The sequence below is a fragment of the Bacteroidota bacterium genome (genome assembly GCA_016706255.1).
Lineage (GTDB): Bacteria > Bacteroidota > Bacteroidia > Chitinophagales > BACL12 > UBA7236.
The window spans coordinates 571856-587232 of sequence record JADJJZ010000006.1 but is presented as its reverse complement, the minus strand read 5'-3'; the positions used below and the strand labels follow the sequence as shown (position 1 = coordinate 587232).

Annotated in this window: 10 protein-coding genes; 4 read left to right on the top strand and 6 right to left on the bottom strand. The window is 36.7% G+C overall.

Annotation, left to right across the window (positions count from 1 at the left end; all coding sequences use genetic code 11):
- Window positions 1–3: 3 nt before the first annotated feature.
- From IPI65_11220 to IPI65_11205, 4 genes are all read left to right on the top strand, one after another.
- Window positions 4–2481 (top strand): bifunctional UDP-N-acetylmuramoyl-tripeptide:D-alanyl-D-alanine ligase/alanine racemase, encoded by a 2478-nt coding sequence (locus tag IPI65_11220; GenBank protein ID MBK7442082.1) that lies wholly within the window; start codon window positions 4–6, stop codon window positions 2479–2481.
- 36 nt (window positions 2482–2517) lie between these two features.
- On the top strand, window positions 2518–3282 hold the full coding sequence (locus tag IPI65_11215) for a hypothetical protein (GenBank protein MBK7442081.1): 765 nt from the start codon (window positions 2518–2520) through the stop codon (window positions 3280–3282).
- Between the two features lie 266 nt (window positions 3283–3548).
- Entirely contained in the window at window positions 3549–7079 is a 3531-nt protein-coding gene (locus IPI65_11210) for a PKD domain-containing protein (protein MBK7442080.1), read from the top strand.
- Entirely contained in the window at window positions 7076–8080 is a 1005-nt protein-coding gene (locus IPI65_11205) for a PorP/SprF family type IX secretion system membrane protein (GenBank protein MBK7442079.1), read from the top strand. The genes IPI65_11210 and IPI65_11205 overlap by 4 nt, the downstream gene beginning before the upstream one ends.
- Here IPI65_11205 and IPI65_11200 read toward each other — a convergent pair whose 3' ends face one another.
- The 6 genes from IPI65_11200 to IPI65_11175 all read right to left on the bottom strand — a co-directional run bounded on the left by IPI65_11200 (window position 8081) and on the right by IPI65_11175 (window position 15325).
- Complete coding sequence (locus tag IPI65_11200) at window positions 8081–10324, bottom strand: PAS domain S-box protein (GenBank protein MBK7442078.1); 2244 nt, start codon at window positions 10322–10324, stop codon at window positions 8081–8083.
- A 164-nt stretch (window positions 10325–10488) separates the two neighbouring features.
- Window positions 10489–11304: an EamA family transporter gene (locus tag IPI65_11195; GenBank protein MBK7442077.1), complete on the bottom strand. Its 816-nt coding sequence runs from the start codon at window positions 11302–11304 to the stop codon at window positions 10489–10491.
- A gap of 15 nt (window positions 11305–11319) precedes the next feature.
- Window positions 11320–12015 (bottom strand): DNA repair protein RadC, encoded by a 696-nt coding sequence (gene radC / locus IPI65_11190; protein ID MBK7442076.1) that lies wholly within the window; start codon window positions 12013–12015, stop codon window positions 11320–11322.
- Between the two features lie 81 nt (window positions 12016–12096).
- Entirely contained in the window at window positions 12097–12351 is a 255-nt protein-coding gene (locus IPI65_11185; GenBank protein ID MBK7442075.1) for a 30S ribosomal protein S20, read from the bottom strand.
- A 151-nt stretch (window positions 12352–12502) separates the two neighbouring features.
- Window positions 12503–14617, bottom strand: a complete 2115-nt coding sequence (gene ligA / locus IPI65_11180; protein MBK7442074.1) for an NAD-dependent DNA ligase LigA — start codon at window positions 14615–14617, stop codon at window positions 12503–12505.
- Window positions 14618–14827: 210 nt separating this feature from the next.
- Complete coding sequence (locus IPI65_11175; GenBank protein MBK7442073.1) at window positions 14828–15325, bottom strand: hypothetical protein; 498 nt, start codon at window positions 15323–15325, stop codon at window positions 14828–14830.
- Between the last annotated feature and the right edge of the window lie 52 nt (window positions 15326–15377).

The window sequence follows — 15377 nt, the reverse complement described above, 5'->3', positions numbered from 1 at the left end:
CCTATGCTGTATACTGTTAAAGATATCGTTGACATATTGGGAAACACGGGACAAATTGTCAGCCCCGATGCGCCAATTACACATTTATTGACAGATACCAGGAATATCGTTTTTGGTGAAAAATCGCTTTTTATCGCCATTTCGGGCAAGCAGCACGACGGTCACCGATACCTCTCAGATGCCTACTCAGGGGGGGTACGTTCATTTCTGGTCGAAAAAATGCCCTCTGCGCCAAAACCGGATGCCAATTATCTCTTGGTTGAGCATACTTTAAGCGCTTTACAAGCATTAGCAGCCTTCCACAGAAGCCGTTTTGAAATTCCGGTCGTGGGTATTACCGGCAGCAACGGCAAAACCATCGTAAAAGAATGGTTGTATCATTTGTTAAAAATTGATTTCGACATTGTTCGCAGCCCTAAAAGTTATAACTCCCAGCTTGGGGTTCCGTTAAGTGTTTGGGAGATGGACAAACAACATGAACTGGGCATTTTTGAGGCAGGCATTTCACAACCCGGTGAAATGGAATTGCTCGAAAAAATAATTCATCCGAATATTGGCATTATTACAAATATTACCAATGCACATAACGAAGGATTTGAAAGTGAAACACAAAAAACACAAGAAAAAATTAAATTATTTACACACGCTGAAACGGTAATTTACAGAAAAGATCATACCTTAATTCACGATGCGCTGTCCGAATTTTCTAATTCAATTTCCTGGAGCACCAATATTGAAACTGACCCAACAGTTTTAATAAGTGATATTGAACGTCTTGCAGATAAAACATTATTTACCATTCATTTTAATGCAACACATTATCATTTTGCAATTCCTTTTGCCGATTTAGCAGCCTTTGAAAACAGTGTGCACGCATTGATTACTGCATTATATATTTTAAAACAAAGCAATCAGCTGCAGCCTGAAACCATTGAACGTATTACGTTACAGGCACAAGACCTTCCGGCTGTGCAGATGCGGCTCGAATTAAAAAAAGGATTACAAAATTGCCTGATTATTAATGATGCTTACAGTGCCGACTTTGCATCGTTAGATATTGCATTAAAATTTATGCATCACCATGCTGAGGGATTAAATAAAACAATTATCATCAGCGATTTTGATGAAAGTGGTGAAAATGATGCAAAATTATATGCGCGTATTGCAACATTATTAAAAGCAAATCATATCGATAAAATATATGCTATTGGTTCAAAAATAGCACAACAAAAAAATACATTTGCTGCACTTAATATTGTGTTTTTTCCAGATACGGAAAATATGCTTAACCATTTGCATGAATTTAATTTTGCAAATGAAATAATTTTAATAAAAGGCGCACGTCGTTTTCAATTGGAAAAAATAAGCAATCAGCTTGCATTAAAAACGCATGGTACTGTTTTGCGTATCAACCTGAATAATCTGGCACATAATTTAAATACTTACAGGGCTGCACTATCGCCTGGTGTTAAAACCATGGCTATGGTGAAAGCATTTAGTTATGGCAGCGGACAAGCAGAGGTGGCAAGGCTTCTGGCCAATCAGCGTGTCGATTACCTTGCTGTTGCCTACGCCGATGAAGGGGCCGATTTGCGCCGACAGGGAATACGATTGCCGATTATGGTTATGAATCCCGAACCGGAAACATTTGATCAGCTTAAACAATATCATCTTGAGCCGGAAATATACAGTATCGATTTATTACAAACTTTTATCCATTCAACTAATAACAATGCTGCTACTATTCATATTAAACTGGATACAGGCATGCATCGTTTAGGGTTTGAAGAAAAAGATATAACCGCATTAATTTCCATTTTACGCGAAAACAAACAACTAACTATTGCCAGCATATTTTCACACCTGGCAGGCGCCGACGAACAAACGCATGATACTTTTTCGCAACAGCAAATTGATTTATTTACAACCTTATCGGATAAAATAATTGCTGCAATCGGATATCGCCCGTTGCGACATATTTTAAATTCACCGGGTATCAGCCGATTTAACAATGCGCAATTCGATATGGTTCGTTTGGGTATTGGTTTATATGGTGTTGACCCTGCTGCAATTATGCAAAATAAATTATTACCGGTTGGTATTCTGCAGACAAATATTGCACAAATTCACGATGTAAAAACAGGCGAAAGTGTAGGTTACAGTCGTACATATATTGCTAATGCAAATAAAAAAATTGCGACCATCAATATTGGTTACGCAGATGGTTTTTCACGTCGCATGAGTAATGGTAATGGCAGTGTTTGGGTTAATGGAAATTTGGTGCCTGTTGTGGGCAGAGTTTGTATGGATATGAGCATGATAGATGTTACCAATATTCCACAAATAAAAGTTGGGGATACTGTAGAAATATTTGGTGAACACATTTCAATTTCCACTTATGCTGCATGGCAGGAAACGATACCTTATGAAGTAATGACGGGCATTTCACAGCGTGTTAAGCGCGTGTATGAAATGGAATAAAATATTTTTTTATATTTTTATTGGCAAATTTCCTGCATGAATCCTTATTCAGACATACATAAAAATTTAAGCACAACCGAATTACTGGATATCATCAATAATCCACAGGATTACGAACCACTTGCTGTAACCTCCGCTCACGAAGAATTAAGCAACCGAAATTTATCACAAGAAGTAATTCAAACTGAAAAGGAAAAATATAAACAAATTGAGCAAAATAAAGCTGTTCAAAAAGAATATCTGCAACAGCAAACAAATTCCATAACAGAAAAAGTAGTACATTATTTTTTGATACTACTTCATGGCAAAAGCAAACAAAGAAGTCAGCTCACAATTATAAATGGAATCAGTATTCTTATATTCATCAATGCCATAACACCAATTGTCAAATCATTTTTTGTTTACGGTGAATACCAATTTCGTTATTCAGGCATGGTGGGTTATTTTTTATTGACCGTTATTATTCCTGCAATTTTACTCATCATTATCAGTTTACAATTACGAAAACAAACTATACTTGGCTGGGTTGGCGCGAATATTGTTTTGTTTATCTCGCTTTCTGCGATTGTGATTGATTTTATGCAAAGTTATTTGTATAGTAATCAATTAACCCTAATGTATATTCCAAAACCTGATCCTGTAAAATCTTTTATTCTGATAGCTTTAACGGGAGCAGGAATCGTATTTTTAAATAAAAAGGATATCTACCCACAATTTAAAATTTCAACTAAAATCCGGAACGTGGTCTTAGCTACTTTATCACTATTAGTGGTAGTAGCCTCAATCTTTGCCCTGATTTAATCAGCTCAAATATCTAACAAATACCATGGCATTTCCCTCCTCAGGGTCATTTTAATGTAAAAACAATAAGTCAACTCTTTCGTAATTGGCTCATCCTCACTTATCAGCCGTTAAAATTTGCCCGGAACTGCCTTTCTATGCTGAAAATTGTACATAAATCACTATTTTTAGCTGCGTAAAGGCCGAAAACTGCTGTTTAATGTCTTTTTTTAGTAACCAACTGAGCAGTTTCTTTGCCCTGCACACCCCCAAACAAAACCAAAAACGTGAACAATAGGTTACCGTACATATTGCTCCTCTTCATGGCATTCGTGTCGTTTGCCACGCCAAAGTTAGTTTCCGGCCAGGTTCAATCTGTACAAAAAGCACAGCCCATAAAGTTTATTGAAAACAAAAAACAATGGGAAGCCCAGGTTTTATATAAAGTGCAACTGGGAAGTTCTTCAATTTACCTCGAACAAAATACGGTCACTTTTGATTTGGTGAATGCGGCCGATTTGGAAGCAATCGAACATCCCGGCGAATCAGGCACCGATAAATCAAATTATCCGATTCGTCACCACGCCTATAAAATGCATTTTGTTGGTAGCAATCCAAATGCAAAAATTACCAGCGCAAAACAATCTGCTGAATATTATAATTTTTTAAATGGCAATAACCCTGCTGCGTGGTCATCGTATGTATATGGTTTTGGCGAAGTACAATATCGTCAGATTTACTCCGGCATCGATTTAAAATTTTATTCTTCGGGAGAAAATATGAAATACGATTTTATCGTAAAACCCGGAGCAGATATTAATCAGATAAAAATTCAATACGAAGGAACTGATGGATTGGAAATTCAAAATGGTAATCTGATTATTCATAACACTGTTAATACCATTACTGAATCAAAACCCTATGCCTACCAATACAGAAATAATTTACTCACCGCCATTGCCTGCGAATATGTTTTAAACGGAAATGAAGTATCATTTAATTTCCCGGATGGTTATAATAAAAATTTAGAATTATATATCGACCCTGAATTAATTTTTGCTTCATATACCGGCGCAACATCCGACAACTGGGGCTATACTGCTACCAACGACAGTGATGGTAATTTGTTTGGTGGCGGCATTGTATTTGGTTCCGGTTATCCGCATACAGTTGGTGCATTTGCCATTTCGTATCAGGGTGGTGAAGAAGATATAGGCATTTCAAAATTCAGTGCAGATGGCAGCAGTTTAATTTACAGCACATTTTTAGGTGGTAACGACAGCGAATTACCACACAGTATGATTTGTACTTCAGGTGGTGAATTAATTATAATGGGAACTACAGGCTCTGCAGATTTTCCTGTCACGGCAGGAACATATGATAATAGTTATAATGGCGGCCCTTATACTTTAGTTGATGGTTATATCAACTTTTTTGATGGCGCAGATATTTTTGTAGCAAAATTATCTGCTGATGGTGGAAGCATGCTCGCATGTTCTTATATTGGCGGTACCGGATTAGATGGAATGAATATGGCTTCCGGATTTTCTACATTTTATAATTACGGCGATTTTGCAAGAGGTGAAGTTATGATTGACGCTGCTGATAATGTATATGTTGCCAGTTGTACCAATTCATCAAATTTCCCTACAACACCCGGTGTATTTCAACCAACTATTTCAGGCGATCAGGAAGGCGTGGTGTTTAAATTAAATGAAAATTTAAGCACGTTGGTGTGGAGTTCATTTATTGGTGGCAACCAGGAAGATGGCGCTTATTCCATAAAATTAAATTCTGTAAACGAACCGATTGTTGCCGGCGGTACTGCAAGTAACGATTTTCCAACAACACCAGGAACATGGCACAGCACATATGTTGGTGGTGTTGCCGATGGATGGGTTGCACATTTAGAAGCAGATGGTTCATCAATTATTGCAAGTACCTATGTTGGCACAAATCAATACGATCAGGCTTTTTTTGTGGAGATAGATGATGCAGATGATATTTATTTTACCGGACAAACAAAAGGTGCTTACACAGTAACGCCCGGTGTTTATTCAGAAACAGGTGGTAAACAATTTATTACAAAAATTAATCCTGCATTAACCATTCCGATATATTCTACCATTTTTGGTTCCGGTGCTTCTGCTATTAATATTTCTCCTTCTGCATTTTTAGTTGATGAATGTGAAAATGTTTATGTTTCCGGATGGGGTGGTTCTGTTAATCAGGTACACAATCCTGCAACAGGATTTACAAACGGTATGACTGTTACACCGGATGCTTTACAAGCTTCAACCGATGGCAGTGATTTTTATTTCTTTGTATTATCAAAAAATGCCGTTGGTTTATTATTTGCGAGTTATTTCGGAGGTTTATCAACTGCTGAGCACGTAGATGGCGGAACAAGCCGTTTCGATAAAGAAGGTACTATATATCAGGCAGTATGCGCGGGTTGCGGTGGCAGTGATGCTTTTCCAACTACCGATGGTGCTTATAGCGAAACCAATGGCGCATTTAATTGTAATCTTGGCGTAATTAAAATTGAATTTAATTTATCCGGTATTTATGCTGCAGCAATTGCCGAACCTTCACTAATAGGATGTGCGCCATTTGATGTTGATTTTACAAATACCAGTGTGGGTGCAGTAAGTTATGTTTGGGATTTTGATGATGGCACACCAACATCTACTGCTTTTGAACCATCACATACTTTTTTAGCGCCCGGCGATTATTCGGTAATGCTCATTGCTATCGATTCTAATTCGTGTAATATTGCTGATACTGCCTATTTATCAGTTGTAGTTTTAAGCGACTCAATTGATGCGGAATTTGATTATACGACCATCGAAAATTGTGATAGCCTTACTGCAACATTTAATATTATTGACGACATGTTTGCCACAACAACTTTTGTTTGGGATTTTGGTGATGGCACTGGTTCTACAATTGAAAATCCAACACATGCCTATACCGAACCGGGTGTTTATGATGTAACATTAACCGTTGAAGACCCGGCAAGTTGTAATGGAATCGATACATTTTTTACAACCATTAATTACCTCGTCGATTTTAATGATGGATTTACTTTCGAAGCATTGGGATGTTTACCAATCAATGCCACATTTAGCGCAAACTACGTTGGTGGCAGTACGTTAACCTGGGATTTTGGTGATGGCACTACTGCAACCGGAGAAACTACTTCACATATTTATGATACAGCGGGCATATATAATGTTTCATTAATAGCAGAAAATTGTGGTGTATTAGATACTGTTACCATTCCGGTAATTATCGATGATTTACCGATTGCCTATTTTGCTGATGAACCTTATTATATTATTGCAGGCACCTGGGTTGCATTTACCAATTTAAGTGAACATGCAGTTACTTATGAATGGAATTTCAGTGATGGCGGCTCAACCACTGCTGTTGACGGGAAACATTATTTTGAAACACTTTCTACTTATGATGTATGTTTAACTGCCTATAATTATAATGGTTGCTCCGATGTTTATTGTCGTACTGTTGAAGCTGTTGAATATGGTGTGGTAGATATTCCTACTGCGTTTACTCCAAATGGTGATGGCAGTAACGATATTCTTTTTGTTAAAGGCATTGGCGTTGATGATATGCAGTTATTAATTTTTAACCGCTGGGGCGAATTAGTTTTTCAAACAGATAATTTTAACGAAGGTTGGGATGGCACTTATAAAGGCAATGCGCAACCAATGGAAGTATATGTATATTCTTTAATCGGCGATTTTGCTGATGGAAATAAATTTGAACGCAAAGGAAATATTACTTTATTGCGATGAAAAAAATTATTTTCATATTATTTAGTTTTTTATTTACTCAAAATATTTTTGGGCAGGATATACATTTTTCTCAATTTTATGCTGCACCCATTTTGACAAATCCTGCGAATACCGGAAATTTTACCGGTGCTATGCGTTTGGGATTAAATTACCGCGACCAGTGGGGTTCTGTTTCAGTTCCTTATCGTACATTTTCAGTTTATGCAGATGCGGGTATTCAGCCTAAAAAAGCTGTAAACCGCTTTGGAATTGGTGTTTCAGCTTTCACTGATCAGGCAGGCGATGGGATTTTAAGCACCAATAAAATTTATTTATCCTCTGCTTATCATATTGGTTATACGCAATATTCAAACGTTCGCTTTGCATTGGGATTAACCGGTGGTTTTGTTCAAAAATCAGTTGATATAACTAAACTTACTTTTGATGCACAATGGAACGATTTCGAATTTGATCCAACTTTGGCAACAAACGAAACGCCAACATTTGAAACAATCGATTATGTTGATTTAGGCATTGGTGCACAACTCACCATTATGCCATATGAAGGTGAACGATATATTATTGGTTTATCTGCAATGCATATAAATGAACCGCAGGAAAGTTTTTTTGATAACGATAATAAAGTAGGTGTAAAATATACCGGCACATTAGGCGGATTTTTTGCTACCGGTGGTATTGCATCTTTTCAACCACAAATATTAGTAGCATCACAATATAATTCGCTCGAAGTTATTGCGGGCACCAATGTAAGTATTCCAATGAATGCAGAAAACAGTAGTTACAATTCTATTTTTGTTGGTGCCTGGTATCGTTATCTCGATGCTTTTTGGTTTGTAGGTGGCGCTCAAATGGATAAAGTAACCGTGTCTATCAGTTATGATCTCAACGTTTCAAAATTGCGCAGCGCAAGTAGCACGCGTGGTGGTTTTGAAATTGCAGCAGCATATATTTTTGGAAGTAAACAGAAAAAGGATCCGTTAAAATGTCCTGCTTACCAATAATTATTTTCCTAAAGCGCGCATTAAATGTTTAGATATGGTAAGGTGAAAAGTTGTTCCTTTTCCCGGTTTTGAATCTACCCAAATTTCGCCACCGTGTCGCTCAACAATTTTTTTACAAATTGCTAAACCAATTCCGGTTCCGGTGTATTCTTCCAAAGTATGTAAACGTTGGAAAATAACAAATATTCTTTGAAAATATTCCTGACTAATACCAATGCCATTATCCATAAAAACCAATTCCCATTTATCTTTCAGGTCGTTAACAGAAATAATAATTTCGGGTTTTCTTTTTTTGGCTTTAAATTTAATTGCATTGTCGATTAAATTTTGAAATACTTGTGTAAGCTGAATTCGGTTGCCATATACATAAGGCAAATTTTCAGCAATCACCAGCGCATCGTTTGATTCAATTTTATCTTTTAATACGCGACTTACGGTATTAAATATTTCATTTAAATCTATTTTCTCATAGCCTGTATTAAAACGATTAATGCGACTGTATTCCAATAAATCGTGAATAAGGGTTTGCATTCTTTTTGCACCATCTACAACAAATCCCATAAACTGTTGCGCATCCTCATCCAATTTAGAGGCATATCTGCGCTCCAATATCTGAATAAAACTAGTGATGGTGCGCAGGGGTTCCTGTAAATCGTGCGAAGCCACGTAGGCAAAATGTTCCAACTCCTGATTTATTTGAGTCAGCTCCTTATTTTTTTGCTCTAATGCGTCTTCCGTTATTTTTTTCTTTTCAATATTTTCAATAATGGCAACTGTAACAACTTCATTTGCTACATGACTCATGGTTGATACAACCGCTTTTGCCCAAAAATTTGTACCGTCTTTACGGATGTATTTTTTTTCGGCAACATAATTTTCAATTGCTCCCGAATATATTTTTTCCAACCATTGTTCAGAAATTTCAAGGTCGGAAGGGTGGGTTATTTCAGCTAAGTTTTTTCCGCGTAATTCTTCATCTGTATAACCCATCATTTCGGCAAAAGCAGGATTTACATCAAAAATAATTCCCGGGCTTTTGGTTATAAGAATACCCATTGGCGAACTTTCATAAACAGCTCTGAATTTTTCTTCACTTTCTATGAGCGCCTTTTCATTATTTTTTTGCGTATCGATATTTTCAAGAATTGCTAATACCAACCGTTTATCTTCACTGGTTTTGATTATACTGCAGGTCATTTTTACCCAAGTGGTATCAGCAGTTTGTTTAATTAACCTCCGTTCACCGTAAGTAACTTCTGCCCTACCATCATACAACATCATTGCACTGTTTAATGCATTTGGACGATCTTCTTCAAAAATTAATTCGACCAGATTTCCTCCTTTTAGTGTATCAATTGTATAGCCTAAACGTTCAGCTATTACCGAATTCAATTCTAATATCGTTCCATTAAAATCGGTGAGCAAAATGCCCATCGTAGAGTTCTGAAAAATTGCTTTGAACCTGTCCTCATTTTCGCGGACAATTTCCTGTAAGCGTTTACTTTCATCTAAATCGCGCACCACAGAGATGCGCATTTTTTGTCCGTTAAACTCAATCGATTTTCCGGTAATCTCTACATTTTTTCTTGTGCCATCAAATCGCACAACCTGCGACTGGTATTGAGCTTCCGAATTTTCATTTACAATTCTGTTTACCAGGTCTTTATATTCATCACCAACAAATTCAATAAAATCTTTACCAACTACTAAATTCGAATCAGTCGTACCTAAAATATTCAGAAAGGCCTTATTCACCATCGAATATTTCCGGTCGAGGATGATGCACATGCCTTCTAAGGCATTATCAAAAAAGAAACGTAAACGTGCTTCACTAATTTGCATTTCACGTTCCTGCTCCTTTATTTTGGTGATGTCGCGACCAATTGCATAAATCTGTTGTTTTATAATATCAACCTTGATATCGTATGAAACAATGCGCAATTCGCCAGCTTTATTTAACAAACGGACTTCGTAATTTTTCATTACGGCATTTCCGGATTTGATATGTTCTATTTGTGCAGCTAAAACCGGAACATCTTCAGGAAGAATTAAATCCCAACCGCCGTTTTTTTCAAATAATTCTGCGCGTGTAAAACCGGTAATGGTTTCATAAGCCTGATTAAAATCGACAATTTTTCCGTCCAAATCAGCAATAATCATCGCATCAATTGATATCCGAAAAAATAATTCGAAATCAGTAGATTGTTTATTGGGTTGATTTGTTGGAAAAGGATTATTACTCATACTTAATTATAAAAACGATTCCTTTTATGGATTCAGTCTTGTAAATGTACTATAATTTAGTCAAACGGGCTATTCGCCAATCGTTACAGGCGCTTTCGGTTGGTCACCAAACCGGCGCTGAATAAAGGGATTGATAAAAACTACCATCAAAATCATTATAGAACCTACATAAAAACCGGGGCCAGATATTCATTTTCGTTGAAAAACACAATGGCCATAATAATACCATAAACAGGCTCCAGATTTAACGTTATTGAGGCTGTAAAGACACTGATATGGCGCATACTGTATAAGGATAAAGTGAAAGGAACAACAGTACACAATGCACTAAATAATATCAGATTAATCACATCAACTCCACTTGGCACCAATTGTAAATCCCCCTGCGTGCTGATATAAAATGGCATAATTACCGACAATAAAATAAAACCGGTAGCAATTTCAATAAAAGTAATATTGAGTGGTGCCGTTTTGCTAATCATCTTTTTATTCAACAATGAAAATAATGTTGCAAATACGGTAGATAATAATCCGAGAATAATACCTGTGGTATATTCACCTGAAAAATGAAAAATTAAATAAATAGCAGGAATTACCAATAACGCTAATATTAATTCATGCCAAATAAATTTTTTGTTGAACATAAACGGTTCAAATACAGAAACAAAAAATGATGTTGTTGCCAAACAGGTTAATGCGACAGAAATATTAGACGCTTTAATTGAACCGTAAAAGGTAATCCAGTGGCAGGTTACCAAAACGCCAATACCTGCCAATTGCAAAAATGTTTTTTTATTTATTGAGCGAATGGTTTTCCATAATGCGGGAATACACAATAAAATCATAGAGGTAATTCCCATCCGATACCAAACCAAAACCGTTTCCTGTAAATCAATTATTTTACCGAAAACTGCAGTGAAACCCCATAAAAAAACGCAGACATGATACAACAGGTATGCCTTTCTGTATTCCTGATCCATTTATCAAAGGTAAAATTAAATATTTCCGTTATCAGCAAAACTGAAATAATTCTTATCCCCAATAATCACATGATCAAGTACAGCAATTTCTAAAATATGTGCTGCTTCCTTTAATTTTTTAGTAATCGATAAATCGGCATCGCTGGGTGCAAGGTTTCCGGATGGATGATTATGCACCAAAATCAAAGCAGATGCTAATTTTTGTAATGCACTTTTTAAAATAATTTTTAAATCAACCACAGTACCTGCAATGCCGCCAACACTGATTTTTTCTTTTTCGATTATGCGATTTGCTTTATTGAGATGCAGCACCCAAAACTCTTCATTCGGTAAATCACAAATCAACGGATACATTACTTCAAAAATATCTCTGCTCGATTTTATCTGCACTTTTTGTTCAGCTTCTGCAAGATTTCGCCGGCGGCCTAATTCCAGCGCCGCAATTATGGTAATTGCTTTTGCAGGCCCGATGCCGGGAAATTTCACAAAATCGTCGATACCTAACCTGCCCAGTAAATCCAGGTTGTTGCGATAATGCACCAAAATGCGTTGTGCTAATTCAACCGCCGTTTCTTTAGTATTGCCACTGCCAATTAAAATGGCAATGAGCTCGGCATTGGTTAAACTTTGTCGTCCTTTAAGTAGCAGCTTCTCACGCGGACGGTCCTCTTCGGCAAGCTGCTTTAGGGTAAAGCCAGTATTTTCTTCCATCACAAATCCTCCTCACAAGTCCCAAAAATAAAAAAACCTGACAGTATTTACTATCAGGTTCAAAATATCTTAATAAAAATATTATTTCGCAGCTTCTACAGGCTTTCTCATCAATGCTGATTTCAAATTGCCGGCTTTGTTTTTATGTATAATGTTTCTTTTCGCCAATTTGTCAATCATAGAAAGTACATCAGGTAACATTTTATCTGCTTCTGCAGGTTCTGCTGCTCTGAGTTTTCTGATTGCATTACGTGTAGTTTTTCCGTAGTAACGGTTAGACTCATTACGTTTTTCTGCCTGACGAATCGATTTTTTAGCGGCTTTATGATGTGCCATACAATTATCTTAGTTTTTAAATTGGAGTGCAAATATACGGCGACTTACGTAAAAACCAAAGAAATACTATACATATTTTGCCTGTTTCATGCCTGATACCTGCTCTTTAGCTCAATTTCGCCTCAAAATCCTTTACTACAGAGGGCTTCCGTTACTTTATCATGTTCAAAAAGGCTTCCTCATCTATAATTTTTACCGAAGCAATTTCTTTGGCTTTGTCCAGTTTTGAGCCGGCATTTTCGCCTGCAACCAGGTAATTGAGGTTTTTGGAGACACTGCTAATAAGCTTGCCACCATTGCTTTCCACCAGTTCTTTAGCCTCATCGCGGGTAAAACGGGTGAGGGAACCGGTAAATAAAAAGGTAAGGCTATTGAGTTTGGCGGACTGCGCCTCTACTTTCTGGTTTTTCAGGTTCAAACCATTGTCTTCCAGCTCGAGAATCATGTGCTGATTGCCCGCATTGTGAAAATAATCGAGCACACTGGAGGCTACCTTGGGCCCAATGCCATCGATTGACTGCAACTGCTCAGGTGTTACCCCAAACAGCTCCTTGAGGTTATTAAGCGTTTTTACGAGGTCTTTGGCCGTTTGTGTACCGATGTGCCGAACACCTAATCCGTTTACCAAACGCCAGAGAGGCTGTTCCTTACTTTTGGAAATACCATCGCGCAGCTTATTAATACTTTTTTCTTTCCACCCTTCCAGTTTTCCAACACTTTCGAAATCCAGTTTATAGATATCCGGAATGGAACGCAACAAACCTTCAGTATAAAACGAGCTCACCGTTTCTCGACCAAAACCATCGATATCCATAGCCTCTTTACTCACAAAATGTATTAATCGTTCTTCAGCTTGAGCCTCACATTCGGCATTTACACAACGGTAAACGGCTTCTTCAGCAGGCTTAACAATTGGTTGGTGGCAAGATGGACATTCGCGGGTAAAAACAAATGGTGTGCTATCTGATTTTCTTTTTTCTAAAACAACACGATCGATGTATGGAATTACATCACCTGCTCTTTGCACTACAACTATATCACCAATACGAATATCTTTTTCGCGAATAATATCTTCATTATGCAATGAAATAGATGAAACAGTTACACCACCAACAAATACGGGTTTCACTTTTGCAACAGGTGTAATTGCACCTGTGCGACCAACCTGATATTCTACATCTAATAATTCGGTTTCTACTTCTCTTGCTTTAAATTTATAAGCAATTGCCCAGCGGGGATGATGTGATGTTGCACCACATTCTTTTTGTAAATCAATATCATTTACTTTAATTACCATGCCATCTATTTCATATTCATAATCGTCGCGTTTTTCTTCCCACGACTGAATAAATGCATGTACTTCTGCAATTGATTTACATAATTTTTTTTCCTGATTCGGAATTTTAAATCCGAGTGTCCCGAGCTGATTAATATTATTAAAATGTTTATTAAGCAAAGCAGTATTAAACATATCATTTCCATCACGATCTACAGCATATGCCATTTGATACATAAATGCTTCGAGTCCACGTTTTTCTACTTCAATGGAATCTTTCACGCGTAAAGCTCCGGCGGCCGAATTGCGCGGGTTCTGGAGGATTTGTAATCCTTCTTCTTCACGTTTTTCATTAATTTTTGCAAATGTTTTTTTATTAATTACAACCTCTCCCCTGAGCTCTACACGATGAATACCTAAAGCAGAAAATTTTGCACTCAATGGCACCGATTTCATACGACGTGCATTATTGGTAATTTCATCACCCTGAATACCATCACCTCTGGTTGCTGCACGAACTAATAAATCGTTTTCATAAATAATCGCAATAGATGAACCATCAAATTTTGGTTCAACACAATATTCAATAGATGTACGTCCTGTTAATTCTTTTATGCGTTTATCAAAATCATTTAAATCATTTTCGTCATAACTGTTTTCCAGACTTAACATCGGAATTGAATGTGCAACAGTAGGAAAATCACTTGTCAATGTTCTTGCAACACGTTCAGTTGGTGAATCGGGCGTCAGCAATTCCGGAAAAGTAGTTTCCAGCGATTTCAGTTTTTTAAATAACTGATCGTAGTCGTAATCTTTTATTGTTGGTTGCGCCTCAACATAATATTTCCAGTCGTGAAAGTTGATTACCTGTTTCAAATCATCTATCACATCACGTGCAGCATCCGAAGTATAATTCGCATCTGCAATATTTTTTATTAGTGTTGCTGTGCGTTGTTGTAATTCCTGTTGGTTTTCAGTATTGTATTTCATAAAAAGGCATAATAACACACAAATATATTATTGCCTTGTTTAAAATGAAAATTCTAAAGGAATTTTGCTTAAGTACATATATAATATAATAAGAATCAATTCAGCAAAAGGTAATCTGGGATTTGGCTTTTGAGCATATTTAAAAAAATTTGTACTATATTATATCATATTCAAAGCTTCTATTTTGAGGGAGAACCTCATATAACGGTATTACAAACTTAACAAAACAGAAACATTCAATACACGACCTTCCACAGGTGCCCAAAGGGTTTTAAAGATTGGAGAAGATAGGCTACCCGTATATATTGGCTCAAAATCAGTTTGTTTTATATCCAATAAATTTTCACCGTTTAACACAAAGGTTAAGTTGCTCACCTTGTACTTAATTGAAGCTGCAATAAAAGTATAAGCTGGTGTTAATGATTTATCTGATCTATATTGCTTACCATTATATGCTGCTTCAACGCCAAAAGTGAAATTTTGGTGTGAATACAGAATTGTAGTTGCCATACGGTGAATCGGAGTATAGGCAAGCAATCTTGGTATGGTATCCACAACCGTTTGAGTTGGCAAGGTATAAGTATATCCAAAATAAAATTCTACGGGCTCCTTGTTTATTCTCAAATAATTATCTAACCCCTGGGTAGTAATTTGTGAATTATCATTTTGCACTAATATATCATGTAAAGGTCCTACATAGTCAATCACGGGGTTGTTTATGCGTGTGTAAAAATACGATTGGTTAATAAAAATAGATAAA

Excerpts from the sequence above, each read along its gene's own strand:
- IPI65_11220 (MBK7442082.1), top strand. The coding sequence starts at position 4 with ATGCTGTATACTGTTAAAGATATCGTTGACATATTGGGAAACACGGGA.
- IPI65_11215 (MBK7442081.1), top strand. The coding sequence starts at position 2,518 with ATGAATCCTTATTCAGACATACATAAAAATTTAAGCACAACCGAATTA.
- IPI65_11205 (MBK7442079.1), top strand. The coding sequence starts at position 7,076 with ATGAAAAAAATTATTTTCATATTATTTAGTTTTTTATTTACTCAAAAT.
- IPI65_11200 (MBK7442078.1), bottom strand. The coding sequence starts at position 10,324 with ATGAGTAATAATCCTTTTCCAACAAATCAACCCAATAAACAATCTACT.
- IPI65_11195 (MBK7442077.1), bottom strand. The coding sequence starts at position 11,304 with ATGGATCAGGAATACAGAAAGGCATACCTGTTGTATCATGTCTGCGTT.
- radC (MBK7442076.1), bottom strand. The coding sequence starts at position 12,015 with ATGGAAGAAAATACTGGCTTTACCCTAAAGCAGCTTGCCGAAGAGGAC.
- IPI65_11185 (MBK7442075.1), bottom strand. The coding sequence starts at position 12,351 with ATGGCACATCATAAAGCCGCTAAAAAATCGATTCGTCAGGCAGAAAAA.
- ligA (MBK7442074.1), bottom strand. The coding sequence starts at position 14,617 with ATGAAATACAATACTGAAAACCAACAGGAATTACAACAACGCACAGCA.